This is a genomic window from Bordetella tumbae, assembly GCF_965139195.1.
Taxonomy (GTDB): Bacteria; Pseudomonadota; Gammaproteobacteria; order Burkholderiales; family Burkholderiaceae_B; genus Bordetella_A; species Bordetella_A tumbae.
Genome location: NZ_CBCSJH010000002.1, coordinates 33411 through 58916, shown reverse-complemented (window position 1 = coordinate 58916; position 25506 = coordinate 33411). Strand labels below are relative to the sequence as shown.

The following is a 25506-nucleotide window of genomic DNA, read 5'->3' as shown; positions in this document are numbered from 1 at the left end:
TCATGAGCAACCCCGACATCATCAAAGATTTCCCCCGCGTTTCCACCGACATCGTCCGGCGTGCCGCTGAGCTGCAGCCCGCCATTCTGGCTGACGTTGCTGGCCGCCGTGGCGCCTTGCATGGCCGTATCCGTCCGCTGCATTCGAGCATGAAATTCGCGGGAACCGCATTCACGGTGGAGGTTCGCCCCGGCGACAACCTGATGATCCACGCCGCCATTTCGCTGGCCAAACCCGGTGATGTACTGGTCATCGATGGCAAAGGAGACCTGAGCTCGGCCCTAATGGGCACCATCATGATGACCGCTTGCAAACAGCTCGGCCTGGCCGGTGTCGTGATCGACGGCGCAGCGCGCGACAGCCTGGAAATCATTGAGATGGACTACCCGGTCTTTGCTGCCGGTACCAATCCCAACGGCCCCACCAAGAACGTCGGCGGCCGAATCGGCCATCCCGTCAGCGTCGGCGGCGTGACGGTGCATCCTGGCGATTTCATCATTGGCGATAACGATGGCGTGGTCGTCGTCGAGCGTGACAAGATCGAAAGCCTGTTGCCTGCCGCCGAAAAGAAAGTGAAAGACGAGGCCGCACGCATTGCCGCCATCAAAACCGGCGATACCGCCGCCAAATGGCTGACTTCGGCGCTGCGCACTGCCGGTGTGCTGAAAGAAGGGGAAACGCTGTGAATGCCGCTACGCTCGATTCCCCGAAAGACGCCCTCGCTTCGGCCCCACAATCCAAACCTGCAATCCTGATCACGGGCGCAGATCTGGCGGATGAAGCACTGGCGTTGCTGACCGGCTACCGCATTGTCTATGCCGGCAAGACCCCCAGCGAACAAGACATTGTGGAGCTGTGCCGCGATCACAACCCCGTGGCCATCATCGTGCGATACGGAAAAGTCGCTGCACCCGCCATGGACGCTGCGCCGGCGCTGCGCGTGATCTCCAAACATGGCAGCGGGACCGACACGATCGACAAAGCCGCTGCGCAAGCGCGCAACATCGAGGTCGTTGCGGCCGTGGGGGCGAATGCGGCTGCCGTTGCTGAACAAGCATTGACCCTGCTGCTGGCCTGCGCCAAATCCGTCGTCGAGCTCAATGCCCGCATGCACACGGGTCATTGGGACAAGGCTACACACAAAAGCCTGGAGCTCGGCGGCAAAACATTGGGCCTGGTCGGCTTGGGCGCGATCGGCCTGCGCACCGCCAAGATGGCCGCCGCGCTGGACATGCGCATCATCGGTTTTGATCCCTATGCTAAAGCGCTGCCCGACTACATTCAATCCGTCGATCTGGAGACCCTGTGGCGCGAATCCGATGTGATCTCGCTGCACTGCCCGCTCACTGCCGACAATCGCGGACTGATCAATGCGCAGACACTGGCTCAATGCAAACGCGGTGTGATCATCGTCAATACGGCGCGCGGTGGCCTGATCGATGAAACGGCATTACTGGACGCGGTGCGCAGCGGCCATGTACAAATGGCGGCGTTGGATAGTTTCGCCGTGGAACCCATGGCGGCCAACCATCCCTTTCAGGGCGAGAAAAACATTATCCTCAGCCCCCATATCGGCGGCGTCACCAGCGCAGCATACGTCAACATGGGCGTGGCAGCGGCGCAAAATCTGTTGGCGGTGCTGGCGAAAACCAGCATATCAAGGCAATAGAGCAAGACATCACCATGTCTGAAAAACGTTAAGAAATCCCCGCCAGCCAGCTATTGCGGTGAACGTCGTCAACGATCACCTCGTCACCGCGAGGCAGCGCGAACCCACAGGAGACAAACCATGAAACGCTCGACGCTCGCATGCGGCATAGCGCTCGCCCTGGCCGTCAGTAGCGCCTATAGCGCCTATCCAGACCATCCCGTTCGACTCATCGTCGGATTTTCGGCTGGTGGTCCCACTGACGTAGTGGCCCGTGCTTTTGCAGACCAAGCCACGCGTACGCTGGGCCAGACCTTCATCGTCGAAAACAAACCAGGCGCCAACACCACATTGGCAGCCAAGGCCGTCGCCAGCGCCAAACCTGATGGCTATACGCTGCTGCTGGGCGCGACGAATCACACGATGATTCCCGCGCTGTACAGCGAAAAAATCGGCTTCGACGCGCTGAAATCGTTTGCGCCGGTTTGCACGCTGGCCATCAGCCCCACCGTACTGGTAGTGGGACCGTCCATGCCTGTCAAAACCGTGGGCGAATTCCTGCAGCAACTCAAAGCCGAACCCGGCATGCGCACCTATGCCACCCCGGGTACGGGCAGCTCCGGACATTTCGCCAGCGCACAGTTCCTGAAACTGACCGGCACCTCGATGAACCACATCCCGTACAAGGGTGCAGCGCAGGCAGTCACCGACTTGCTGGGCGGACAAGTCGATAGTTCATTCGCTACGCTGGGATCGGTACTGCCGCAGTTGCAGGGGGGGAAACTGCATGCCATCGCAGTCGCGTCGCCCAGCCGTTCGCCATTCTTGCCAGATGTTCCCACGTTCGCAGAAGCAGGCGTCAAAGACTACAGCGCCGATGCGTGGTATGGATTGCTCGCCCCGGCGGGTACGCCTGCCGACGTCTTGGCTGCGCTTGAGAAAGTCGCTACCGAATTTTCCAAATCGCCTGAATCCGCGAGCAAATTACAATCGCTAGGCATGCAAGCGCAAAATACTTGCGGGGAAAAGTTCGGCACGCAACTGAGTCAAGAGGTCACTAACTACACTGACATGGCGCGCGAACTGGGATTGAAATCCGAGTAATACACGTACGCGCTGCCTGTCCTGAATAACGAGAATTTCCCGGAGCCCACGATGTTTCTGCTTTCTCCGCCCGACGTAATCGCCTTTGATGTATTCAGCACCATGCCGCAAGCGCTGCGAAAGCCTGAACGCAGCGCGTGGGCCGACGCCAACCGGGGCGGCGCCGTGTCGGATTCATTTTTAGAAGGCCCGGTGTTCGACGACGCGGGTAATCTGTACGTCAGCGACATCCCCTGGGGCCGAGTATTCCGTATTGATCCGACAGGCCAATGGACCTTGGTCACCGAATACGACGGTGAGCCCAATGGCATGAAATGGCTGAACGCCACGACGCTGTTGATCACGGACTATAAGAACGGCTTGATGCAGCTGGATATCAATACCGGCCATGTCAGCCCGTTTTTAGAACGGCGCAATAGCGAGCGGTTTCGCGGCGTCAACGATCTGATTTTCGACAGCCTGGGCAACCTGTATTTCACCGACCAAGGCCAAAGCGGTTTGCACGATCCCAGTGGCCGGCTCTATCGCTTGAGACCGAATGGCCAGCTGGATTTGTTATTGGCCAACGTGCCCAGCCCCAATGGAGTAGCGCTTTCGCCCGACGAAAAGGTTCTCTATCTGGCGGTGACGCGCGGCAATTGTGTCTGGCGGGTACCGCTATTGCCCGATGGCAGCGTATCCAAAGTCAGTCAGTTCTTTACCTCATACGGCCCCAGCGGTCCGGATGGCTTGGCGGTCGATCAGTCAGGCAACCTGGTCGTGGCGAACCCTGGGCTGGGTTATGTCTGGCTGTTGAACGCTCGGGCAGAGCCCATCAAAGTCTGGCGCAGCGGTAAAGGCATGTCGACGACGAATATCGCGTTCGGCGGAGCGGATCGTCAGACCCTGTATTGCACGGAATCCACTACGGGGACGATCCTGCGTGCGCAAGCCCCTGAGGCAGGATTGAAGCTGGCACGGCCGCAATAGAAGATTCGCGGCCAGCCTCGTTTCCGTTACAGCATCTGCCCCAAAAACGCCCTCGCCCGCTCTTGCTTGGGCGCACGGAAAAATTCCTCGGTGGGGGATTCTTCGACGATGCGGCCGTTGTCCATGAAGATCACGCGATGCGCAGCCTCGCGTGCAAAGCCCATTTCGTGCGTCACGACCAGCATGGTCATGTGTTCGTCGGCCAGTTGCTTCATCGTACGCAGGACTTCACCGGTGAGCTCGGGATCCAGCGCAGAGGTCGGCTCGTCGAACAGCATGATGTCCGGCTCCATCGCCAAGGCCCGCGCAATCGCGACCCGCTGTTTCTGCCCGCCGGACAGGCGCGCCGGATAGTTATCGCGCTTGTTCAACAGGCCGACTTTGCGCAGCAGGTCTTCGGCCTTGGCAATGGCCTGGTCCCGCGGCACACGCTGTACGGTAATCGGCGCTTCGATGATATTTTCCAGGACAGTCTTGTGGGGAAACAGGTTGAACGACTGAAACACCATCCCCATTTTTCGGCAGATCCGGCGGACCTCCGCATCACGCACATAGTGGCTCGCGCCATCCGGCGAGGCCGAGGCGAGCGTCTCGCCCTCGATCTCGATGCTGCCCTGGTCGATGGTCTCGAGATGAATCAGGCAACGCAAAAAGGTACTCTTGCCCGAACCCGACGGCCCGATCACCGCCACCACCTCGCCCTTGCGCAGCGTCAGCGATACCTGATCCAGCACGCGCACGCCACTGAATGATTTGCCCACTTGATGGGCAGCAATCATGACGGGGCGCGGATCTGCACTGGAGTTCAACGTCATATCATTGGCCAACATGTCACCCGCTGCTGGATTACTGATCGTACTTGGCATAGCGTTTTTCCATGTACTGGAACAACCAGGTCAACAACAGCGTCATGATCAAATAGAACGCAGCCGCCACGAGAAACGGCGTCGTCGTGAAATCGCGCTGCACGATACCGCGCGCCGTGCGCAAAATATCATTGAGCGCCAACACGTAAATCAGCGAGGTATCCTTGACCAACGTAATCGTCTCGTTGCTCATGGGCGGCAATACGCGCTGCACCATCTGCGGCAGCACGATGCGGCGCAGCGTCTGCAAATACGTCATGCCCAGGACTTTGCTGCCCTCGTACTGGCCACGATCCACCGACTGGATCCCCGCGCGGAAGATCTCGGCAAAATACGCGGCGTAGTTCAACGCAAAGGCCACGATCGCTGCCGGAAAATCAGGCAGCCGCACACCGATCACCGGCACGAACGGCAATGCAAAATAGATGAACAACATCTGCAGCATCAGCGGCGTGCCCCGCATCAGCCAGATATAGGCGTTCACCAGCTGGCTCAATACCCGCCAGTGCGAGATGCGCGCCAGCGCCAGCACCAGCCCCAAGGGCACTGCCAGCGCGAACGTCACGAAAAACAAGGTCAGGGTCGTTTTTGCGCCCTGCGCCATCGGCCCCAGCAGGGAAATGATGTAATCCATGCGGTGCTCTCGTCAGCCGATCACTTGCGGCGGGCTTATTTGATGATGTCGGCGCCGAACCATTGCTGGGCAATGCGGGCAGCCGAGCCGTCTTTTTTCATGGCGGTCAGGGTTTCGTCGAGCTTGGCGAGCAACTCGGTGTCTTCCTTGCGCAGGCCGACGCCGTAGTCTTCGGTGCCGAAGTTTTCCTCGAGCACGCGATACTGACCCTCGCGTTTGCTGGCCAGATAACGGCCCACGACCTCGTCCACCACCACGGCATCCAGACGGCCTGCCGACAGGTCCATCAGCGCGGTGACGTTATCGCCGAACAGCTTGACCTCTTTCAGGCTGGCGGCCACAGGAGCGTCCTTTTTAATGGCATCCACGGCGCTGCTGCCGTCCTGTGCACCGACGACGCGGCCAGCCAGATCGGCCTTGGTCTGCACGGGCGAGGCTTGCGCCACCAGGATGATCTGGTGGTTGGCCATATAGGGGGCAGTAAATGCGATGTTCTTTTTGCGCTCTTCGGTGATGGTCAGGCCGTTCCACAATGCATCGACCCGTTTGCCGTTGAGTTCGGCTTCTTTGGCGCTCCAGTCGATGGGTTTGAATTCGACCTCGATGCTCATGCGTTTGGCCGCCTCGCGGGCCATATCGATGTCAAAACCGACCAATTCGTTCTTGTCGTCCCGGAAACCCATCGGCGGGAAATTGTCGTCCAGGCCGACAATGACCTTTTTCGCAGCAGCCGGAGTGGCCGCTTGCGGAGCCGGTTCATCTTTTTGGCCGCAGGCCGCGAGCAACGACGTAGCGCAGACCAGGAGAGCAGCGGTCAGTTTTTTCATGGTGGAGTCAGGCGCCTAAAAAGCGCGAAGCAATAAAAATAGACAGGGCCAATCAGGGGCCGAATCGATGATTATAGCCAGTCTGACTCACGCCTGAAGCCACCCTGCCGCGCCCATACGCGGGGAGGCCCATGCATACGGCGGGTACGTTCGGGGCCGTCGCATCCCGCGACAGACGGTGCCACTCCCGATCAGGTACGTCCGGGACGCGGGATGTGGCTCATGAGCGTCTGGGTAAAGCCACCGTCTACCGTGATCTCCGCGCCGTTGACATACGCAGATCGTTCACTCAACAGAAAGACTGCAATATTTGCAATATCCTCTGGCGTACCGATACGGCGCAGCGGCACGGCTCGCTCACGTTGCTCGCGCAGTTGGGAATCTGCGTAAAAGGCCTCGGTCAACGGCGTTTTGATGAGCCCGGGATTAATGGCGTTGCTGCGCACCCCCAGCGGCCCCAGCTCGAAAGCCAGCTGCCGGGACAGCATCAATATGGCGGCCTTGGCAGTACTGTAGCCGCAACTGTAGGCCTGCGGGTTGTGGCCGGCAACGGAAGCGACATGAATGATCGTCCCCTCCCCCTTGGCCAGCATCGGTTTTGCAAAGGCTTGCGCGCATCGCAGATACCCCGTCAGATTCACATCCAGTTGACGGCTCCAGTCGGCAATGGCGACGTCTTTCAAGTGCCCTGGCATGGTCATGGCAGCGTTATTGACAAGGCCATAGCAATCGCCCAAGCGCTGGCCGACTTCCGCAGCGGCTGCGGCGACTTGTTGATCGTCTGCCACGTCGCAGGCGATCGATATGCATTCCCCCTGCGTATCGGCGCCCAATGCGTCCAGCTCCGCTGCCGGCAACGCTTGCCTGTCCAGCATCGCCACGCGAGCGCCCTGTTCCAGCAGCGCACGCACCGTCGCGCGCCCGATTCCGCCATTTGCGCCGGTGACCGCGACGACGCGGCCACTGATGCCGAGCCATGCCTGGTTCAATTCGGCCATATCAATTGATCACGATGTGGTTTTCGCGAATCACTGTGCCCCAATGCTGCCGGTCGGCCTCCAGCTGAGCGTCCAGCGCCTCTGGCCCCGCGGCCCGTTCGGTTTGGCCATTGAGCTTCAGCACCTCGTGGAATGTATCCGTCTTGACCGTTTTGATGGCTGCTGCGGCAATCTTGTCGATGATTTCACGCGGCGTTCCCTTGGGCGCATGCAATGCCGTCCAATAGGTGGATTTCAGCTGGGGATAGCCCAACTCTCCCACCGTGGGAATGGCGGGCAAGGTCGGATCGCGTTGGTCGCTCGTCAGCGTCAGTATCTTCAGTTTCTTGGAGTTCTGGATCATGGGAATGGGCGTGGCGTAGTTCATATCGCCACGAGCGTCCATCAGATCGATCAGCGCAGAGTTATTGTCCTTGTATGCGACAGGCGTCATCGGAAAACCGAATGTCTTTGACACCAGGAGACCGAATAGATCCGTGACACTGCCCGGACCCAGTGTGCCGTACAACAGGGGTCTGTTCTGCGCCTTGGCGTAGCGGATCAATTCGTCGACCGAATTTACGCCGATCGATGTCGGCACCGTAATCGTCAGCGGACCATCGAACAACAGCGCCACGGACTCGAAACTGTCTACCCGATATGGCAGCGATGGGCGCAGCATGGCATTCAACGAAATAGGACCGGTGCCACCCAACAGCAGCGTCGTCCCGTCGGGTTTGGCCCGTGCCACATACGACGCACCGATGATGCCGTTCGCACCGGGCTTGTTTTCGACAATCACATGGCGGCCAAGCTCTTTGCTGATTCCCTCGGCCAGGATACGGGCGAAATTATCATTGGTGCCACCCGCCGTATAAGGAACCACAATGGTGATAGGCTTGTCGCTGTCCGCTCGAGCGGAAACAGGAAACGCGAATGCCAGCGCTGTGCTGGCTGCGAGCGCGATGAGTCCCCTGCGCTTGCCATTGGGCATGTGTGCTCCTCCTAGGTATTCTCTACTCAAGAACGAGCCGCATGCCGATTACAGACTGAGGCGGACCACAGTCCAGGGCCAGTGCAACACTGGCCCTCAGAGCAGGCTATGACAACGGGCGCGTCATGAGTAATTCAAATTTTGAGACGCCAATGATACGGTCGATCGTCATCAATAATTACTCCAGAAATTTGCAGAACTGTTCTACGTTCTTTGCATAGATACGGTGCGATTGATATCCCGTTCCAATACGGACAGGCGCTCTATGACTCGCTGAAAATCCAGGCTCTCGCCATAGAACATCTGCGCATCCAGCATAGTCTGGTAGTCTCGTTGTAGCGCCCTCATCAACATCTCATCGGGAATCAGCCGCAGACCACCAGCCTGACAGAGACCATAGTGGCTGAATCCACTGCGATAGAAGGTCTCCTTGATATTCAGCACGTCGGCTAGCAATTTGGTATCAGCCAAAGCCTTCTACCCCACCTCATGGTCGGCCAAACGTGCCAGGTCGTACCAATGTCGCGACAAGCGCTCCGCACCGACGCGCAGGTCCGGACGATGGCACTCAACATGGATAAGGGTCGCTTTTTCCCAAAATGTACGCATTGGCGACAACACTACTACTTGCGCGCTGGGAAACGCCAACTGCGGCACGTGCGCGGTCACGTCGGGCACTATTGTCATCATGTCTTGCGGCAGCGCCGCATTGCGGCCACCGAATTCGATCAGCACGCTTGGCCGCAGATAAGCGTCCGTGTTCTCAACGGCGCTGGGGTAGTACAACCAGAGTCTCTCTGCATTGTCACTGATTTCGATGTCGAGGTGGTGCATTGGAAGCGCCTGCGTCAGTGCCTCTCTCAATGCCGGGACCAGTTCCTCGGTGACATGCTCAATCAGAGCCTTCTTAAGCGTATCGGACAGCTTTCGGCGCTGCGTATTGGAAAGCATCGCAAGTTCGGGCACATCGACGACCAAGCTCCTATAGTCGATGGTGACGTCAATGTCCTCTGAAAAACGCTCGATCGCTTGATAGACCTTGGACAAAGACGTGCCGCCCTTGAACGCCATGGGCTTGCGATTTGGCAGCGCGAACAATATCCCCAGTACTTGGCACAGCCAGATGTCCTTCTCCAGAATCTCAGCGCGTCGACCCAGCACCGGTGCCACACCATGCAGCAGTTCAGCCTGCTCGGCCGACGACAAATCGAAGTAGTGTGCGACAGACTCAGACACGAGCAGGCTCACTGCGCTCGTAGCTGATGAGGGCTTGCACCATCCACGCGGGCATCAAGGCCTTGGCCTGACTCAGTGCTTCGAACTCGTCAGCGGGCAGTTTCTTTGCGATCTGCCTGAAGGTGTTTGGTGTGACTTGATCTCGTCCCAGATACCAGAGGGCCGACAGCGCCTGTCCTGCAGGCCGGCCAGCCAATGCGAGCTTGCGCGGAGCCACGTGTTGCAGCCGGACAATCAGCTTGCCCAGCCGGATCTGGTGCGAGGAGCCCGTGGTGTGAAAAACGGCCTGTGCCGGCATCTGCGTAGACAGCCCCAGGCGTCGTGCGGCTTCTGCCCCGTGTATCTGGATCATTGCCCCTTCGGCCTGAGCAACCGTTCGCGCCACCTGCTCTGCCGCGGGCATGGATTTGATACCGAACCGTCCAGTCTTGGGTACTACGTACAAACCATGGCCTATGCGTTCGATAGTACCCGCCTTCGTCAGCCGCATTAGCGTCTGATCGATGGCGGCGCGCGACCCTAGGCCCGCAAACAAGGCGGGAGTAAAAGGTTCCCCCGACAGATGCGAGGCGATGCGTTCACGGATGGATCGAGAAGTACTCATGATTGATTGTCAAGATTTTTGATAGATATTTTAGTGAATAATCTAACAAAATACGAATTAACAGCCGCGACGACTGTCCGATGGCAGCCCGCCGCCACGGACGATACTCTGAGGCCACATTGGTCGGCCGCGCCGTCAGAACGGGCGTTATCGTCCGCTCTGGCGCTAGATGGAATCGGACACGATAGGCACGTTGAGTTTGCATGCCCGAAATGCTATCCGCTCCGAATCAAATTACTGGATAAACACACAGCCTTCAATTCAAATCGGACCGATCCTGCCAGCATCCATAGGCCACGCTCCTTCCCCCCTCGGTATAAATGGCCGAAGCGTGTCGGAGCATTATCGAATAAAGCCGTACGAGCGTTAGCAAACACACTCAACCATCAACTGCCGCCAGTATCCTGCCGAACAGGCCATCCGCGTAGGCCGAATTCAGCCAGCGCACAATCACGACCATGCGGCGCTCGGGCTCTACCCAGGTGAATGAGCTGCCGGCCCCGACACCAAAGAAACTCGATGCCGGTACGCTAGGGAACATCTTTTGCCCATCGTTCAACCAGATCAGATAGCCGTAATATGGCGCCAGCTCGCTGGGCGTGCGCATGGCGCGCAGCCATTCCTGCGAGATCACCTGCTTTCCATCCCATGCACGGCCATCGTTCAAGAGCATCTGACCGATCAGGGCCTGATCCTCGCTGCTGATCGACATCCCGCCACCCCAATGCGACCCACCGGGCACCGAAGGCATCAACACCCCATCGATGTTCACCCAGGCATTGTCATAGCAAACCCAGTTCCAGGTCTCGCTCGCCCCGATCGGGCCCATCACCGCCTCACGGAAAACCTCTGGCAGCGGCTTGCGGAACAGATGCAGCAGCGCGTATGACAACTGATTAATGCGGACGTCGTTATATTCCCAGTACGTCCCTGGCGTTTGCAGCGGACGCGGATCGCCTTTCTTGCCATCGGGCGGCGTACCGAACGTCACCGCGCGATACCGGTCCGCCTGATCCGACACGCCAAAACGCTCGCCTTCCCATTCGCTGATCTGCTGCAGCAAATGACGCCAGGTGATCAGCGCGTTATTGCCCTCATCAAATCCGATCCCCGGCACGCGGGCGCGCACCGGCTCGTCGACATCCGGCAACAGGCCGCGATCGTGCGCCACGCCCGCCACCAACGCCAGATACATCTTGGCCACGCTGAACGTCAGGTCTGCACGCTGAGGTTCGCCCCAGGATGCCACGGTCTTGCCATCGACCACGACCAGCCCTGTCACGGGGCCGCGATCATGCACCGGTCCCAGCAAACGGTTCCATGGCGGAGGATCCTGCTGATGCACGCCAAAGACGCCATCGACCGAGCGGTCCCAAGTGGTTTCGTGGTCCTGCGCAAACTGAATCGCCTGCTGCATCAATGCGTCTTGCATGAAGCCCCCAATTGTCGTTAACGAATGGCCAATGACCGCACTGCCTCATCGGTTTTCGAGAGGCGCCTATGACGGACGTAGCCGATCCAAATGGTATACCACCGGCAAATTTCCTGTTTCAAATCATACGCAACGACCTCGCGCGCCGCAACGCCTCTCCGGAGCCCCCCTATCATCGATTACCCGTACGCCCTTGTTTTACCGGGAAATTGCAGGGTAATCCCCCATGATGAGGCGTGGATGACGTGCTTTATAGTGAATAAAAGATCAAATCCATTTGGTATACAAGTGAGCAGCGATCCCCCTACGCTTTCGAACAGCGCAGTATCCGACGCCCTGCCCGCCCGGCGCCCGCCCCGGGTGCCGGGCAATGGCGGCACGCTGCCCGCCAGCGTCGCGGAACGCTTGCGTGAACGCATCATCGAGGGCGAATTCCCACCAGGAGCCCGTTTGAACGAACGCACGCTGGGCGAATTGCTCGGCGTATCCCGCACACCATTACGAGAGGCGCTGCGCCTCTTGGCCTTTGACGGATTGGTACACATCGAACCCAATCGAGGCGCACAAGTCGTCGAGCTGTCAGAAACCGATGTGCGCGAGACGTTTGAGGTCATCGGCGGTATCGAGACTCTCGCCTGTCACTATGCTTGTGAACGCGCAACCGACCAGGAAATCGCCGAAATCCGCGCGCTGACGTTCGAAATGATGGCCAGCCATGCCCGCCGCGATCTGCCCACGTACTATCGCTGCAATCGCGAGATCCATGCGCGCATCCATCAGGCCGCTCACAACACGCTGTTGACACGTTTGTACGAGACCCAAAACATCCGCATTCAGAACCTGCGTTTCGTGTCTAACGAAAATCACGAAAACTGGGACCGTTCCATGCGCCAGCATATCGACATCGCCGAGGCGCTGGCTGCCCGCGATACCGTGCGCCTGACCGAGATCATGCGTACGCATTTGCAGTGCAAATACGAGGCCGCGCTGAAATATCTGGCACAACATACACCCAGCCAGGGGTCACCGAATCACCCGCAGTATTCCGCTTAACCGATTACGCTCGACAGGAGCCCATCATGGAACATCGCGTTAGATTGGCTGCACCGCTGCATTTGAATCGCCCTGAACACCATGGAGCCCTGCCTCGTCTCAAGGCGCTGGCCGCCGCGCTGCTCTTTACCGGCACGGCGCTGAGCACGTCGCCTGCGCTGGCCAACAAACAGGATGACACGCTGCGCATGGCCTATGACCAGGCCCCCGAAAGCGTCGACCCCTATTACAACAATGTCCGCATCGGCGTGATCATCGCGGCCAACGTCTGGGACACGTTGCTCTATCGCGATCCGCTGACCAACGAATACAAGGGCCAGTTGGCGAAAAGCTGGAAACAGATCGACGACAAGACACTGGAATTCGAGCTGCGCGAAGGGGTCAAATTTCACAACGGCGAGGAATTCGACGCCGACTCGGTCGTCTATACGCTCAATTTCGTCGCCGACCCGAAAAACAAGGCTACGACGCAGCAGAACGTGCGCTGGATCGATAAAGTAGAAAAGATCGATAAGTACAAAGTACGGCTCACGACCAAAGAACCTTTCCCCGGCGCCAAAGAATATCTGTCGACGACCGTTGCCATCCACCCCGCAAAATACTATGCCGAAGTCGGCCCGCAGGGGATGAACGCGAAACCCGTGGGCACCGGCCCATACAAGGTCGTCGAATACGTGCCCGGCAAGTCCATCACGCTGGAGGCCAACAAGGACTATTTCAAAGACTCGCCCAAAGCCCAGCCCAAGATCGGCAAGGTCGTGATCCGATTCATCCCGGATCGCCAGACACAGATGGCGGAGGTGATTTCCGGTGGTGAGGATTTCATCATGCACGTGCCCAAGGACCAAGCCGAGCAACTGAAATCCATGCCTCAGCTGCAAGTCAAAAGCGGCAACACCATGCGGATCGCGTTCATGCAAATGAATATCCGCGACGAAACGCCTGCCCCGCAACTCAAAGACGAGCGCGTGCGCAAAGCCATTCTGCACGCCATCGATCGCGAGTCCATTATCAAGAATATCGTCGGCGAAGGCTCGGAGCTGCTCAACACCATCTGCACGCCCTCTCAAGTCGGCTGCACCGACGAAGGCGCACCCGTCTACAAATACGACCCCGCATTGGCCAAGAAACTGCTGGCCGAGGCAGGCTATCCCAACGGTTTTGACATTGATATCGTCGCCTATCGCGAACGCAATCAGACCGAAGCCATCATCAACTATCTGCAGGCAGTCGGCATCCGCGCCAAACTCAATTTTCTGCAATATGCCGCGATGCGCGACATGATCCGTGCGGGCAAGGCCTCGTTGACACACCAAACGTGGGGCTCGAATCTGGTCAACGATGTGTCGGCGTCGACGCCGGTGTATTTTGCGTTTGGCAATGACGACGTGACGCGTGATCCCAAGGTCCGCGAATTGCTGGACAAAGGCGATGTGACGATCGACAGCGCTGCCCGCAATGCGGCCTATAAAGAAGCCCTCACCATGATTGCGGAACACGCCTACGCCGTGCCGCTCTGGTCGTTGCCGGTGTATTACGTCGCCAGCCAGGACGTGGAGTTCAAAGCCTATCCGGATGAGCTGGTCCGTTTCTGGGACATGAGCTGGAAATAACCCTGATAACCGCCACGGCGACGTGGCGGTGCACGGAGCCATTCAATGCTTGCATTCATCATCCGGCGGCTGGGACTGGCGGTGATGGTCGCCCTGACCGTCTCCGTCCTGGCATTCATGCTGCTGCATCTGTCGGGGGACCCCGCCGTCGCGCTGGCAGGCGAAGGCGCGCGCCAGGCGGACATCGACATGGTGCGCAAAACCTATGGGCTGGACCGTCCCGTCGTCGTGCAGTACGCCGATTGGCTGTGGCACATTGTGCAGGGCCAGTTCGGCACCTCGGTGTATTTCAAGACGGCTGCCGGGCCGCTGATCCTGTCCAAGCTGCAGACCACGCTGATGCTGGGCCTGAGCGCGTTGGCTGTGGCCTTGCTGATTTCCATTCCGCTGGGCGTGATCGCGGCGCTCTACAAAGGCGGCATTGCCGATCGCATCTGCCTGGCCGTGGCGGTGCTGGGCCAGGCTCTGCCGAATTTCTTTTTCGCGCTGCTGCTCATCATGCTGTTTTCGATATCGCTGCGCATACTGCCGGTATCGGGCAGCGGGACATGGCAGCATTTCGTGATGCCCGCCATCGCGCTGGGCTATTACGTCGCCCCGGCGTTCATGCGGCTGATACGTGCCGGCATGATCGAAGTCCTGGCCGCCGATTACATCCGCACCGCCCGGGCCAAGGGGCTGCCCGCCAGCAAGGTCATTTTTAAACACGCCTTGCGCAACGCCATCGTGCCCGTGGTAGCGCTGGCGGCGGTGCAGCTTGGCTATCTGCTGGGTGGTTCGGTTGTGATCGAAACCGTTTTCGCCCTGGATGGCCTCGGCTATCTGGCCTATCAAAGCATCACGTTCAAAGACTATCCCGTCATGCAGTTGATCGTGCTGCTGTTATCCGTACTGTATGTGCTGCTGACATTGGCAGCGGATATTGCCAACGCGTGGCTGGACCCACGCATCCGGGTGTCGTAGACCATGACTGTACCGAGCTCACCGATGACGGCCAATGCGCCAGTACCGAACGTGACTGCACCTGCGGGCAGTCTGACCTGGCGGCGTTTGCGACAGAACAAGGCGCTGCTGGTAGGCGGCGGCATCTTGCTGCTGATCATCTTGGTTGCGATCTTCGCGCCGTGGATCGCCCCGCATGATCCCTATTTTCAGGACCTGGCTTATCGCACGGCACCGCCTGTCTGGTATGAGAAAGGAACGTGGCTGCATCCGCTGGGCACGGACCAGTTGGGCCGGGATTATTTGTCACGCCTGTTTTATGGGGCGCGGATTTCGCTATTGATCGGGATCAGCGTCGCGGTTATTTCCGGATTGATCGGTACAGCGTTAGGCATGGCCGCGGGGTATTTTGGCGGTCGTGTGGATATGTTCGTCTCGTTTCTGGTGACGACGCGTTTGTCCATGCCAGTGATTCTGGTGGCCTTGGCCACCGTTGCCATCGTTGGGGGCTCGCTCTGGGTCGTGATCCTGGTGCTGGGCTTTTTGAAATGGGACCGTTTTGCCGTGGTGATGCGTAGCGCCACACAACAGGTGCGATCCCTGGAATACGTCGCTGCCGCCCAGTCTGCCGGCGCATCGACCTGGCGCATCGTGCGTGGCGAGGTCCTGCCGAACGTGGTGCCGCATCTGATCGTGATCGCCACACTGGAGGCCGCCAGCGCCATTTTGCTGGAGGCGGCATTGTCGTTCCTGGGACTGGGCGTGCAGCCGCCGCTGCCCTCATGGGGCCTGATGATTTCCGAGGCCAAGGCCTATATGTTCTTTTCATTCTGGCTGATCGCCATCCCCGGCAGTGCGTTGGCGATGCTGATTTTCGCCATCAATCTGGCAGGCGACGGCCTGCACCAGTGGCTTACGCCCGAGGACAAGGCCTGACGCAATGACCGACTCCGATATCGTATTAGACGTACAGAACTTGCGTGTGGACATCGATACGCCACGCGGTCAGCTGCATGCGGTGCGCGACATTTCATTCCAGGTGCGGCGCGGCGAGACATTGTGCCTGGTGGGCGAATCGGGCTGCGGTAAATCCATGACCTCGCTGGCCATCATGGGCCTGTTGCCCAGGGCCGCGAAACGCAGCACCTCGCGCCTGGCGGTCCTGGGAGAAGACCTGTCTCGCGCCAGCCGCCGCCGCGTCAATGCCCTGCGCGGCAACAAGATGGCCATGATTTTTCAAGAGCCCATGACCGCCTTGAACCCCGCCTATACCATCGGCGATCAACTCACCGAACACTATCGCCATCATCGGCACGCCAACGCGAATCAGGCTCGAGACCGTGCTGTCGAGCTGTTGGAAAAGGTCGGCATCGCCTCGGCTGCGCAGCGGTTGGGGCAATATCCACACCAGTTATCTGGGGGGCTGCGCCAACGCGTCATGATCGCCATGGCATTGATGTGCGGGCCCGAACTCTTGATCGCCGACGAACCCAGCACGGCGCTGGACGTGACCATTCAAGCCCAGATCCTGCGTTTGCTGGCAGATTTGCAGGCGGAACTGGGCATTGCCATGGTGCTCATCACGCACGATCTCGGCGTGGTGGCACGCATCGCGCGCCAGGTTGCCGTGATGTACGCGGGGCAGATTGTCGAACAAGGCCCCGTATCCGAGCTATTTCAGGCACCGCGCCATCCCTATACCGAGGGACTATTGGCCTGTATCCCGGTCCCGGGCCGCACCCCGCCCGGCACGCCGTTAGGCACTATTCCCGGCGTCGTACCGGCCTTGGTCGGCGATCTGCACGGCTGTGCGTTTCATGATCGCTGCCGCTATGCGCAGCCCGTTTGCCACCAGACCGTTCCCGTTCACGAAGCACCCGGCCGGCAATGGCGCTGCATTCGCACGGAGGCCCACGCATGAGCGCACTGATCCAAGCTCAAGACGTCAGCCGCAGCTTCACGGTAAAGAGCGGTATGTTTCAGCCTCGCCGCACGCTGCATGCGGTCAATGGCGTGGATTTGCAGGTGGAGCGCGGCGGCGTGCTGGGCGTCGTCGGAGAATCCGGTTGCGGCAAATCTACCCTGGCGCGCCTGATGCTGGGGCTCATCCCGACCACCAGCGGCAGCGTCAGCATCGAAGGGCAAGACATACACAGCATGTCGCGGCGCGATCTGGCGCGGCGAGTCCAACCCGTGTTTCAAGACCCCTATTCGTCCCTGAACCCGCGCCGCAGCATCGCCTCCATCGTGTCGCTGCCGCTGGAGGTGCACGGCATCGCCAATCCGCGTCAGCACAAAGCGATCGAGATGCTCGAGCGCGTGGGCCTGCCCTCCCGGCTGGCGAACAACACGCCCGGACAGCTCTCTGGCGGCCAACGCCAGCGCGTTGCGATTGCGCGTGCCCTGGTAATGAACCCTGAAATCGTCATCTGTGACGAGCCGACCTCTGCACTGGACGTATCGGTGCAGGCGCAGATCATGAATCTGTTGATGACGCTGCGGCAGGAATTCAATCTGACCTATGTGTTCATCAGTCATAACCTGGCGGTCGTCGAACACATTGCCACGCACGTCGCCGTGATGTATCTGGGCCGTGTGGTCGAATCCGCGCCTGCCGCCGAGTTATTTCATGAGCCGCGCCATCCCTATACGCAAGCCCTGCTCGCCTCGGTGCTCACGCCCGAACCGGGGCTGGGCATACCCGATATGGGGCTGGGGCTATCCTTTCCCGATCCGATCAATCCGCCCACCGGCTGTCCGTTTCATCCGCGCTGCAAGCACGCGATGCCACAGTGCAAACAACAACGGCCTGCGCTGCAAACACAAGGTCAGGCGCAAGTCGCTTGCCATCTGTATCCGTCGTATTCGCAACAAAATGCCGTTGTCTGAAGACTGCGTACTATAGCCATGAACAGACAAAACTCAACTGAGGAAACTCGGAATCAAACACCATGCCGCGCGCAGCTGAGGTCCTTCTCCGAAGCAACGTGCGGAGTTGCCATCTCTTTCAAGGAAAATCATCGTGAGCCGTGAACAAGCCATCGCCAACGCTGAACAGTGTTTTGATTCGGGCGCCTTTCGATCCGTTCTGAGCCGTCGCTTGAGCATTCCCACCGAAAGCCAGAACCCTGATCGCGCCGAGGCATTGGCAAGCTATCTCTCCACCGAGATGCAACCCGCCTTTGAGGCAATGGGCTTTCGCTGCGAGACCTTGACCCATACCAAGGCCCGCGCCCCATTTCTATATGCGGAACGCATCGAAGATCCTGCCCTGCCCACCGTATTGGGCTACGGTCACGGCGATGTGATTCGCGGGCTCGAACCGGAATGGCACGAAGGCCTTTCGCCCTGGGCGCTGACCGAGCGAGACGGCCGCTGGTATGGACGAGGCATCGCCGACAACAAGGGCCAGCACAGCATCAACATGGAGGCGTTGCGTCTCGTGTTCGAAACGCGAGGCAAGCTGGGCTTTAACGTCAAATACCTGATCGAGATGGGCGAGGAAACCGGGTCTCCCGGGCTGCGCGAGCTATGTGAGCAGCACAAGGATCGTTTCCGCGCCGATCTGCTCATCGCCTCGGATGGCCCACGCCTGAGTCCGCAGCGCCCCACGGTATTTCTCGGCGCACGCGGCAGCCTGAATATCGATCTCAGCATCGAGGCGCGCGAAGGCGGCCATCACTCGGGCAACTGGGGCGGATTGATATCGAATCCGGGGATCCAGCTGGCACACGCCATTGCCAGTATTTCGTCCCCTACGGGGCAGATTCGTATCCCGGAATGGGTACCTGCGGAACTGCCGGCATCCGTACGGCGCGCACTGGTGGATTGCGAGGTTGACGGCGGATCGGACGGCCCTGTGATTGAACCCGAATGGGGAGAACCCGGGCTCTCGCCCGCGGAACGCGTATTCGGCTGGTGCTCGTTCGAAGTCCTGGCCTACAAGACCGGCAATCCGGAAACCCCCGTCAATGCCATCCCGCCACGTGCCTGGGCGCGATGCCAATTACGTTTCGTCGTCGGTGTCGATCCCGACAATTTATTGCCTGCTTTACGCAGCCACCTGGATCGCCAAGGCTTTCCGATGGTGAAAATACAAACCACGCGCGAAACCATGTTCAAGGCGACCCGCATCGACCCCGAAGATCCCTGGGTCAAATGGACCGTGTCATCGCTCGAAAAAACCAGTGGCAAGAAAACCGCCATTCTGCCGAACCTGGGCGGGTCCTTGCCCAACGATATTTTTACCGACGTGCTGGGTTTGAAGACGGTGTGGGTTCCGCATTCATACCCGGGATGCTCGCAACATGCGCCGAACGAGCATTTGCCACCGGAGCTGTTGCGCGAGGCATTGACGTTGATGACGGGACTGTATTGGGACCTGGGCTCAGGCAGCACGCCAAAATGACATTTGCCAGATAGTCAGTCGCCGGCTATCTTGGATCGCCAGCCGGTTAACGCGAGTGCGCGAACGCCTTGCTCTGCACGTTAACCGGCCATGGCTACTCGCCGATACTCATGTCATGTCGGCTTCTTTTTTTCGGCGACCTCGGGTGGCTGGCCAGCATCCGCCACTGGCGATGCCGCAGAATCCGCCGCGGCCTCATCGTCTGCTTCGGCCGTGCGCTCCAGCTCATTACCCAACACGTCTTCCGACGCCTCGCCCTGCTCCTTGGATAATTGACGGCGCGTATGCCCTGCCGCGCGCGCATTGTGCGTATTCGCGGCCCGCTCTGTCTGCATGAATACATTGGCCGGCGGGGCATAGCCATTCTTGTCCTGGCCAAAGTACAGCACCGTGTGCGGGTACGGCAGCTCGATACCGGCGGCATTGAAGTGTTTCTTGACCAATCGGTTGTAGCCGCGCTGCACCGCCCACTGCATACCCGGTGTGGTCTTGATCAGCACACGGATGGTCGCACCCTTTTCGTTCAGTGCCGTCACACCCGGAATGCTGACGTCTTCCAGAACCTCAGGGGCCAGCAGCTCGTCCTGCATCAGTTCATCAAACGCCTGGCGCAGATGCTGTATCGCGTCGTCCACGCTTTCCCGATGCGAAATCGTGTATTCGCCCAAGTGATACGAGAAATCTCGCATATGGTTGGACACCACATCCACGGATGAAAACGGGATCAGATGATAGCCGCCATCCAGCGTGCGAATGCCCACAGAACGGATCGTGATCTTTTCCACCGTTCCGAAAATCCCCGCGACCTGAACCACATCGTTCTGGTTCATGCCGTTTTCCAGCTGGATAAAAATCCCCGTGATGATGTCCTGTACGAGCTTTTGCGAGCCAAAACCAATCGCCAGACCGACCACCCCGGCACCCGCAATCAACGGACCGATATCGACGCCGATCTGCGAGAGCAGCACCATCACCGTCATCGTGATGATCACAATCAAGGTAGCATTACGGAACAGCGCCAACAAGGTGCGCTCGCGTGCGGTGGGCAGGCTGCGGCCCTCATGCGTGCTGAGCCGGTGCTCGATGATGCTGGCGATCAGGGTCCAGACGACGGCCGCGACCAGCAGCACGATAGCCACATGGACGACAACGCCGATGGCCTTTGCTCCCGCGGCCGACGAAATCCACCTGGACAGATCAAACACCCGCCAGGCGTCCAGCACAAACAAGGCCACCACAATGCGTACCAGCACGCCAACGCCGCGCAACCCTGCAGGCACATAGGCGTTCACGCGCGCTTCCAGCATGGGCAGCTTGCGCCGCACATCCTCGGGCAGACGGATGCGCTGCGCCAGCATGGTGGCCAGCAACATGATCACCAGCGATCCTACGGCCAGTGCCACGACCGATTGCACCGTCGCATGCACCATGAATGGCAAGGCCTCTTGCGTGTCGACCTGACTGACTACCAGCAATACCGTGAAGTACCCGATTGCCAGGACATGCCAACTGCGCGCCAACAGACGCAGCGCCGTGCCAAATGAATGGATCGAGGCACGCTCGGCGCGCTGCTTTAAATGGTCTCGCAACAGGGCGCGATTGCGCCAAATGATGCGTACCGCGTAGATATAGGCCATCACCATGATGACCAAGCCAAGCAATTCACCCAATGCGGGCGACAACAGAGACTGCGCCAATGGCTCGACCAGCAGCAAACCGTAGCCCACGACCGCGGCGATATGTCCCAAGCGGACATTCCAGTACTGGGCCGTCTCGTCAGCCATCGTGAAAAGGCGCAGTGTGGGATAGCGCGTTGCGAATATCCCACGGATCACCGCTCGCGTAATTCCTACCGCCACAAACGCATTCACGAACAATGATTGCGCCGTGGTCACAGAGCCGTAAGGCTGCTCTGCATACATTGCCGTGGCATAGCCTGCCATACCGGCCAGCAACACAATGGCCAGATCGATAAGCAAAGCACCAACGATTGCTCCTGTTCGCCGGGCAAACATTGCCCTGGCTGCCGACCGCAGCGGCCCCGGGGCCAACAAGAACGGACGCGCTGCCCATTTGTCTATCCGGGCGTAGGCAAAGGCCGCAATCGCTCGCAATACGCCAAACACGATCAGCGTCGCCGCCGCGACGATGGCAAGCCTCACCAGCGTCGAGATCAGCCGCTCACGCCGCTCCGGGGCCATCCCCTGGTTCTGCACCACGGCCGTCAATTCGTCGACGGCCGTCTGGGCATTCGTGCCCATCGTCGCCAAGAAATCCTGTGCGCCAGTCGCAATGCGCGTCGGCAGCGAAGGACGCGCCGCAGCCGGATCCGTACCGGCCGCCGCCTGGGCTGGCGCTGCGGCCTGGGCCCTCAGTTGCTCGATCAGCTTATCGCGCGCAGCGGGATCGTCGAGCAGGTCTGCCAACCTGGCAGGCGTCAAGTCCGCAGCCGGCGCCTCGGCAGCGGGTTTGTCGGCAGCGGACGGCAAGCCGGGAATCGCAACCGCCGCTTGCGCCCCTTGGCTGAGGAACAACCCAAATAACATCGCCATGGCGAAGCATATTTGCACCACCCAGGGTATCGCCCATCGCGCGCGCGACAGTGCCGGATTGACGTTCATACCGAGAGATTGGGCGGTGCGGATCTGCAAAGCCACGTGGCGGCCTCCTTGACGAGACGGTGTGCGGCCACTAAAGCGCAGGCCGCGACAACGCAACGCCCCATTACTGGGGCGCCGCCATCATGATATAGGCCTTCAAGGACGTCCGACAACCGCCGCGGCCAACTCCAGAGGGAACAGCAGTCGTCGATCGTCGCTCGAATCCGCCGACCGAATCGAACGTGCCGCCTCTACTCGCTCTCGACCTTACAGTTTCGCCACCGACACTTCGGTAGCCTTTACAAACGCCAGCACCTCGGTACCGACCTGCAGATCGAGTTCTTTGACCGAGCGTGTCGTGATCACCGACGTGACGATACCGGAGGGAGTATCGACATCGACCTCGGACAGTACCGGACCGAGGATGATTTCCTTGATACGGCCGCGAAATTGGTTACGGGCGTTGATGGATTGAATGCTCATGATATTGCTCCTGTATAAAAAATGTCTGGCTCTAGACTGCCAGCCGCAAATGGCCAATGGAAATAACCTGAGCCAGCGGACGGGTATCCACCGGGGTGGGATCTTTTTTGTCGCCGGGCCGCCCCAAGACAAAAGGCGCCCCCGTGGGGGATGAGCCCGGACACGGGACAGTCCCTGCGGACTGTTCCGTGCCTGGCGAATCCGAGCGGCGTGCCAGCCGCGAGGTGGACAAGCAAGCCGCAGGCGCAGCGTGGGGGCCTTTTTTGTTCAATACTGCGTCGAGCACACGTGCCTCCAGCGCAGCAAATGCCGTACTCGTGCGCTGACGGGGGCGCGGCAACGCTACACGCTGGTCGAGGATCACATTGCCCTCATCAATCACGATGACCCGGTCCGCCAAGGCGATCGCTTCGTTCACATCGTGCGTCACCAGTACAGCAGTAAACCCATCGCGCAGCCAGAGGTCCTCGATCAATTGCTGCATTTCCAGGCGCGTCAACGCATCCAATGCGCCGAGCGGCTCATCCAGCAGCAGCAATCCCGGCCGATGCAACAGTGCTCGGGCAAGCGCTACACGTTGTTTTTGACCGCCCGACAATGCGGCAGGCCATTCGCCGCCCCGTTCGCCCAACCCGACTTGCCGCAGCACAGATGCGGCCTCGCCACGCTGACGGATCGGCGTACCGATGGCGACATTGTCCAGAATCGATTTCCAAGGCAACAGCCGCGGGTCTTGGAACATCATGCGCACACGGTCATCGGCGCCGTCTTGCACCTCGCCATCAAAGCGGATCGCAGTGCTGCCGCCTCGCTGCCCTGCGGCGGGTGTCGCGGACTCCAGACCAGCCAACAACCGCAGCAGCGTGCTTTTGCCGCAACCGCTGCGTCCTACAATGGCAGCGAACTCGCCCGGCGCGAACTCGATATTCAGCCCTTTCAGGACGTGACGCTCGCCGTAATATTTGTTCAGGTCGCGCAGCGTGACATGCACGGGTGGCTGGGCCTCGGCGACGGGCTCAGTGTCATAAGTCTCGCGCACGAACGGTTGCACCGCGAACTCACTCAATTCCCAGTTATACGGACTCAAATACATGGTCGGCTCCGAAAAACAGTCGTGGCCTCAGGCCGGTCGATAAGCCGGGTTCCAGCGCAACAATCGCGTTTCCAGGCCTTTCGCACACCAATCCGCCACCTTGCCCAACAGCGCATACAACAAGATGCCCAGCAGCACGACATCCGTCTGCAGGAACTCACGCGCATTCATCGTCATGTAGCCGATACCCGACTGCGCAGAAATCGTTTCCGTGACGATCAGGATGACCCACACCAGGCCCAAGGCAAAACGCAGTCCTACCAAGATGGACGGCAAGGCCCCCGGCAGTATCACGTCGCGATACAGTGCCCATCCCGACAGCCCATATGAACGTCCCATCTCGATCAGCGCCGGATCTACCGAACGGATGCCGTGGAACGTATTGAGGTACACAGGAAAGAACACGCCCAGTGATAGCAGGGAGAGCTTCGCCGCCTCGTCAATGCCGAACCACAGGATCACCAGTGGAATCAGGGCCAGCACCGGTATATTGCGGATCATCTGCAACGTCGTGTCCAACAAGGTCTCGGCCACACGCGAGGCGCCATTCAACAGTCCCAATGCCAATCCCAGTCCGCCCCCAAGCAACAGCCCCCACAGCGCGCGCAGTGCACTGATGCGCAGGTGTTCCCACAGCTCGCCCGAAACGGCCAATTCCCATCCTGCTTTGGCCACCGACCATGGCGCGGGCAATACCCGTGAGGACAACCACCCCAATTGCGCAGATCCCTGCCACGCAATCAGAATCAACAACGGCACCAGCCATGGCAGCGCACGGCGACGCCACGTTGACGGGGATCCGAACGACGCCGAGGTCATGCAGGCACCGTCTGTTTGTTGCTGCGCCCCGGCACAATCTCTGTCGCCATGACTTCGCCAAACGGCCCGCTCAGCAGCCCACCAGAGGGCTGCGCCACCGCTTTCCCAGGCAACAACGGGAACACCAGCTCCGCAAACCGGTACGATTCCTCCAGATGCGGATAGCCGGACAGGATAAAGGTCTCGATCCCCAGTTCAGCATATTCACGCATGCGTGCCGCCACCGTCTCGGGACTGCCCACCAATGCGGTTCCCGCACCGCCACGCACCAGGCCCACGCCTGCCCAGAGATTGGGCGAGATTTCCAGATGCGAGCGGCCACCCTTTTCGTCATGCAATTGCCCGCCGTGCAATGCCGCCATACGGCGCTGCCCTTCAGAGTCCATGCGTTGAAATGCGGTTTGCGCAGCGGCCACCGTGTCTTGGTCCAGATGCTGGATCAGCGCATCTGCCGCGGCCCACGCCTCCTCATCTGTTTCACGCACAATCACATGCAGACGAATACCGAACTTCAGTGTGCGGCCATGCTGGGCAGCGCGACGGCGCATGTCTTCGATCTTGGCAGCCACGGCCTGGGGTGGCTCTCCCCAGGTCAGATAGACGTCAAGCTGCTCGGCTGCCAACTCGTGCGCGGCCTCTGACGACCCGCCGAAATACAGCGGCGGATACGGCTGTTGCACAGGGGGGTAAATGACTTTGCCGCCCTTTGAGACCAGATGCTCGCCGGCGTAGTCATACGCCTGCCCGTGATGACTGGCCTCAAGAATGCCTCGCCAGATTTTCAGAAAATCCGATGTCACGGCATAACGTTCGTCATGGCTGACGAATACGCCGTCACCCTCCAACTCTGAGGGATCGCCACCGGTGACCACATTGACCAACAGACGGCCGCCCGACATGCGATCGAAGGTCGCAGCCATGCGCGCGGCAAACTGCGGTGAACTGACGCCAGGCCGTATAGCCACCAGGAATTTCAGCCGGCGTGTCGCATCGATCAAGCTCGACGCCACCACCCATGCATCCTCGCAAGACCTGCCCGTCGGCAACAAGACCCCGTCATAGCCCAGCGTATCGGCCGCTACGGCGATCTGACGGAAATAGTCATGACTCGCCGCGCGTGCGCCTTGCGTGGTGCCCAAGTAACGGGAGTCGCCATGGGTGGGGATAAACCAGAAAACGTTCATCAGCAAATGGCCTTCATAAA

The 25506-nt window shown here is 59.7% G+C and carries 25 protein-coding genes; 11 read left to right on the top strand and 14 right to left on the bottom strand.

The genetic code is table 11. The features are described from left to right. Nucleotides 1-2 precede the first annotated feature (2 nt). The 4 genes from ACNA0J_RS03915 (at nt 3) to ACNA0J_RS03900 (ending at nt 3721) form a co-directional block, all read left to right on the top strand. Complete coding sequence (locus ACNA0J_RS03915; RefSeq protein WP_415816615.1) at nt 3-686, top strand: RraA family protein; 684 nt, start codon at nt 3-5, stop codon at nt 684-686. Between the two features lie 62 nt (nt 687-748). Next, on the top strand, nt 749-1669 hold the full coding sequence (locus ACNA0J_RS03910) for an NAD(P)-dependent oxidoreductase (protein ID WP_415817122.1): 921 nt from the start codon (nt 749-751) through the stop codon (nt 1667-1669). 120 nt (nt 1670-1789) lie between these two features. Continuing rightward, nucleotides 1790-2752 carry a Bug family tripartite tricarboxylate transporter substrate binding protein gene (locus ACNA0J_RS03905; RefSeq protein WP_415816613.1) on the top strand — a complete coding sequence of 321 codons (963 nt, stop codon included), beginning with the start codon at nt 1790-1792 and terminating at the stop codon, nt 2750-2752. Between the two features lie 51 nt (nt 2753-2803). After that, nucleotides 2804-3721, top strand: a complete 918-nt coding sequence (locus tag ACNA0J_RS03900) for an SMP-30/gluconolactonase/LRE family protein (RefSeq protein WP_415816611.1) — start codon at nt 2804-2806, stop codon at nt 3719-3721. Nucleotides 3722-3747: 26 nt separating this feature from the next. On the opposite strand, the gene ACNA0J_RS03895 is transcribed toward ACNA0J_RS03900, so the two are convergent. The 9 genes from ACNA0J_RS03895 to ACNA0J_RS03855 form a co-directional block, all read right to left on the bottom strand. Further along, nucleotides 3748-4500 (bottom strand): amino acid ABC transporter ATP-binding protein, encoded by a 753-nt coding sequence (locus ACNA0J_RS03895; protein WP_415817120.1) that lies wholly within the window; start codon nt 4498-4500, stop codon nt 3748-3750. Nucleotides 4501-4567: 67 nt separating this feature from the next. Next, on the bottom strand, nt 4568-5221 hold the full coding sequence (locus tag ACNA0J_RS03890) for an amino acid ABC transporter permease (RefSeq protein WP_415816609.1): 654 nt from the start codon (nt 5219-5221) through the stop codon (nt 4568-4570). Nucleotides 5222-5256: 35 nt separating this feature from the next. Next, the gene (locus ACNA0J_RS03885; RefSeq protein WP_415816607.1) at nt 5257-6048 is read right to left on the bottom strand and encodes an amino acid ABC transporter substrate-binding protein; all 792 of its coding nucleotides are present in this window, start codon (nt 6046-6048) and stop codon (nt 5257-5259) included. A 191-nt stretch (nt 6049-6239) separates the two neighbouring features. Further along, entirely contained in the window at nt 6240-7046 is an 807-nt protein-coding gene (locus ACNA0J_RS03880) for an SDR family NAD(P)-dependent oxidoreductase (protein ID WP_415816605.1), read from the bottom strand. Nucleotide 7047: 1 nt separating this feature from the next. Further along, a complete protein-coding gene (locus ACNA0J_RS03875) occupies nt 7048-8019 on the bottom strand; it encodes a Bug family tripartite tricarboxylate transporter substrate binding protein (protein ID WP_415816603.1) in 972 nt (323 codons plus the stop codon). A gap of 204 nt (nt 8020-8223) precedes the next feature. Next, entirely contained in the window at nt 8224-8490 is a 267-nt protein-coding gene (locus ACNA0J_RS03870) for a hypothetical protein (RefSeq protein WP_415816601.1), read from the bottom strand. 6 nt (nt 8491-8496) lie between these two features. After that, the gene (locus tag ACNA0J_RS03865; RefSeq protein ID WP_415816599.1) at nt 8497-9255 is read right to left on the bottom strand and encodes a nucleotidyl transferase AbiEii/AbiGii toxin family protein; all 759 of its coding nucleotides are present in this window, start codon (nt 9253-9255) and stop codon (nt 8497-8499) included. Continuing rightward, nucleotides 9248-9859, bottom strand: a complete 612-nt coding sequence (locus tag ACNA0J_RS03860) for a DUF6088 family protein (protein ID WP_415816597.1) — start codon at nt 9857-9859, stop codon at nt 9248-9250. Before ACNA0J_RS03860 ends, ACNA0J_RS03865 begins: the two co-directional genes overlap by 8 nt. 379 nt (nt 9860-10238) lie before the next feature. After that, the gene (locus tag ACNA0J_RS03855) at nt 10239-11291 is read right to left on the bottom strand and encodes a serine hydrolase domain-containing protein (protein ID WP_415816595.1); all 1053 of its coding nucleotides are present in this window, start codon (nt 11289-11291) and stop codon (nt 10239-10241) included. Nucleotides 11292-11627: 336 nt separating this feature from the next. Here ACNA0J_RS03855 and ACNA0J_RS03850 point away from each other — a divergent pair, with 336 nt between their 5' ends. The 7 genes from ACNA0J_RS03850 (at nt 11628) to ACNA0J_RS03820 (ending at nt 19307) form a co-directional block, all read left to right on the top strand. Continuing rightward, complete coding sequence (locus ACNA0J_RS03850; RefSeq protein WP_415817118.1) at nt 11628-12344, top strand: GntR family transcriptional regulator; 717 nt, start codon at nt 11628-11630, stop codon at nt 12342-12344. A gap of 26 nt (nt 12345-12370) precedes the next feature. After that, nucleotides 12371-13957: an ABC transporter substrate-binding protein gene (locus ACNA0J_RS03845; protein ID WP_415816593.1), complete on the top strand. Its 1587-nt coding sequence runs from the start codon at nt 12371-12373 to the stop codon at nt 13955-13957. Nucleotides 13958-14002: 45 nt separating this feature from the next. After that, complete coding sequence (locus ACNA0J_RS03840) at nt 14003-14920, top strand: ABC transporter permease (RefSeq protein ID WP_415816591.1); 918 nt, start codon at nt 14003-14005, stop codon at nt 14918-14920. Between the two features lie 3 nt (nt 14921-14923). Next, entirely contained in the window at nt 14924-15835 is a 912-nt protein-coding gene (locus ACNA0J_RS03835) for an ABC transporter permease (RefSeq protein WP_415816589.1), read from the top strand. Between the two features lie 4 nt (nt 15836-15839). Continuing rightward, nucleotides 15840-16820 carry an ABC transporter ATP-binding protein gene (locus tag ACNA0J_RS03830; RefSeq protein WP_415816587.1) on the top strand — a complete coding sequence of 327 codons (981 nt, stop codon included), beginning with the start codon at nt 15840-15842 and terminating at the stop codon, nt 16818-16820. Continuing rightward, complete coding sequence (locus ACNA0J_RS03825) at nt 16817-17788, top strand: ABC transporter ATP-binding protein (RefSeq protein WP_415816585.1); 972 nt, start codon at nt 16817-16819, stop codon at nt 17786-17788. Before ACNA0J_RS03830 ends, ACNA0J_RS03825 begins: the two co-directional genes overlap by 4 nt. Nucleotides 17789-17921: 133 nt before the next feature. Next, a complete protein-coding gene (locus tag ACNA0J_RS03820) occupies nt 17922-19307 on the top strand; it encodes a M20 family metallopeptidase (protein ID WP_415816583.1) in 1386 nt (461 codons plus the stop codon). Between the two features lie 113 nt (nt 19308-19420). Here the strand turns inward: ACNA0J_RS03820 and ACNA0J_RS03815 are convergent, their stop codons facing one another. The 5 genes from ACNA0J_RS03815 to ssuD all read right to left on the bottom strand — a co-directional run bounded on the left by ACNA0J_RS03815 (nt 19421) and on the right by ssuD (nt 25486). After that, nucleotides 19421-21964, bottom strand: a complete 2544-nt coding sequence (locus tag ACNA0J_RS03815) for a mechanosensitive ion channel domain-containing protein (RefSeq protein ID WP_415816581.1) — start codon at nt 21962-21964, stop codon at nt 19421-19423. Nucleotides 21965-22174: 210 nt separating this feature from the next. Further along, nucleotides 22175-22390 (bottom strand): TOBE domain-containing protein, encoded by a 216-nt coding sequence (locus ACNA0J_RS03810; protein WP_094821002.1) that lies wholly within the window; start codon nt 22388-22390, stop codon nt 22175-22177. 31 nt (nt 22391-22421) lie between these two features. After that, nucleotides 22422-23483, bottom strand: a complete 1062-nt coding sequence (locus ACNA0J_RS03805; RefSeq protein WP_415816579.1) for an ATP-binding cassette domain-containing protein — start codon at nt 23481-23483, stop codon at nt 22422-22424. Between the two features lie 27 nt (nt 23484-23510). Beyond that, entirely contained in the window at nt 23511-24302 is a 792-nt protein-coding gene (ssuC, locus tag ACNA0J_RS03800; protein ID WP_415816577.1) for an aliphatic sulfonate ABC transporter permease SsuC, read from the bottom strand. After that, nucleotides 24299-25486, bottom strand: coding sequence for an FMNH2-dependent alkanesulfonate monooxygenase (gene ssuD / locus ACNA0J_RS03795; protein ID WP_415816575.1), 1188 nt, complete (start codon nt 25484-25486; stop codon nt 24299-24301). The genes ssuC and ssuD overlap by 4 nt, the downstream gene beginning before the upstream one ends. Nucleotides 25487-25506: the final 20 nt, after the last annotated feature.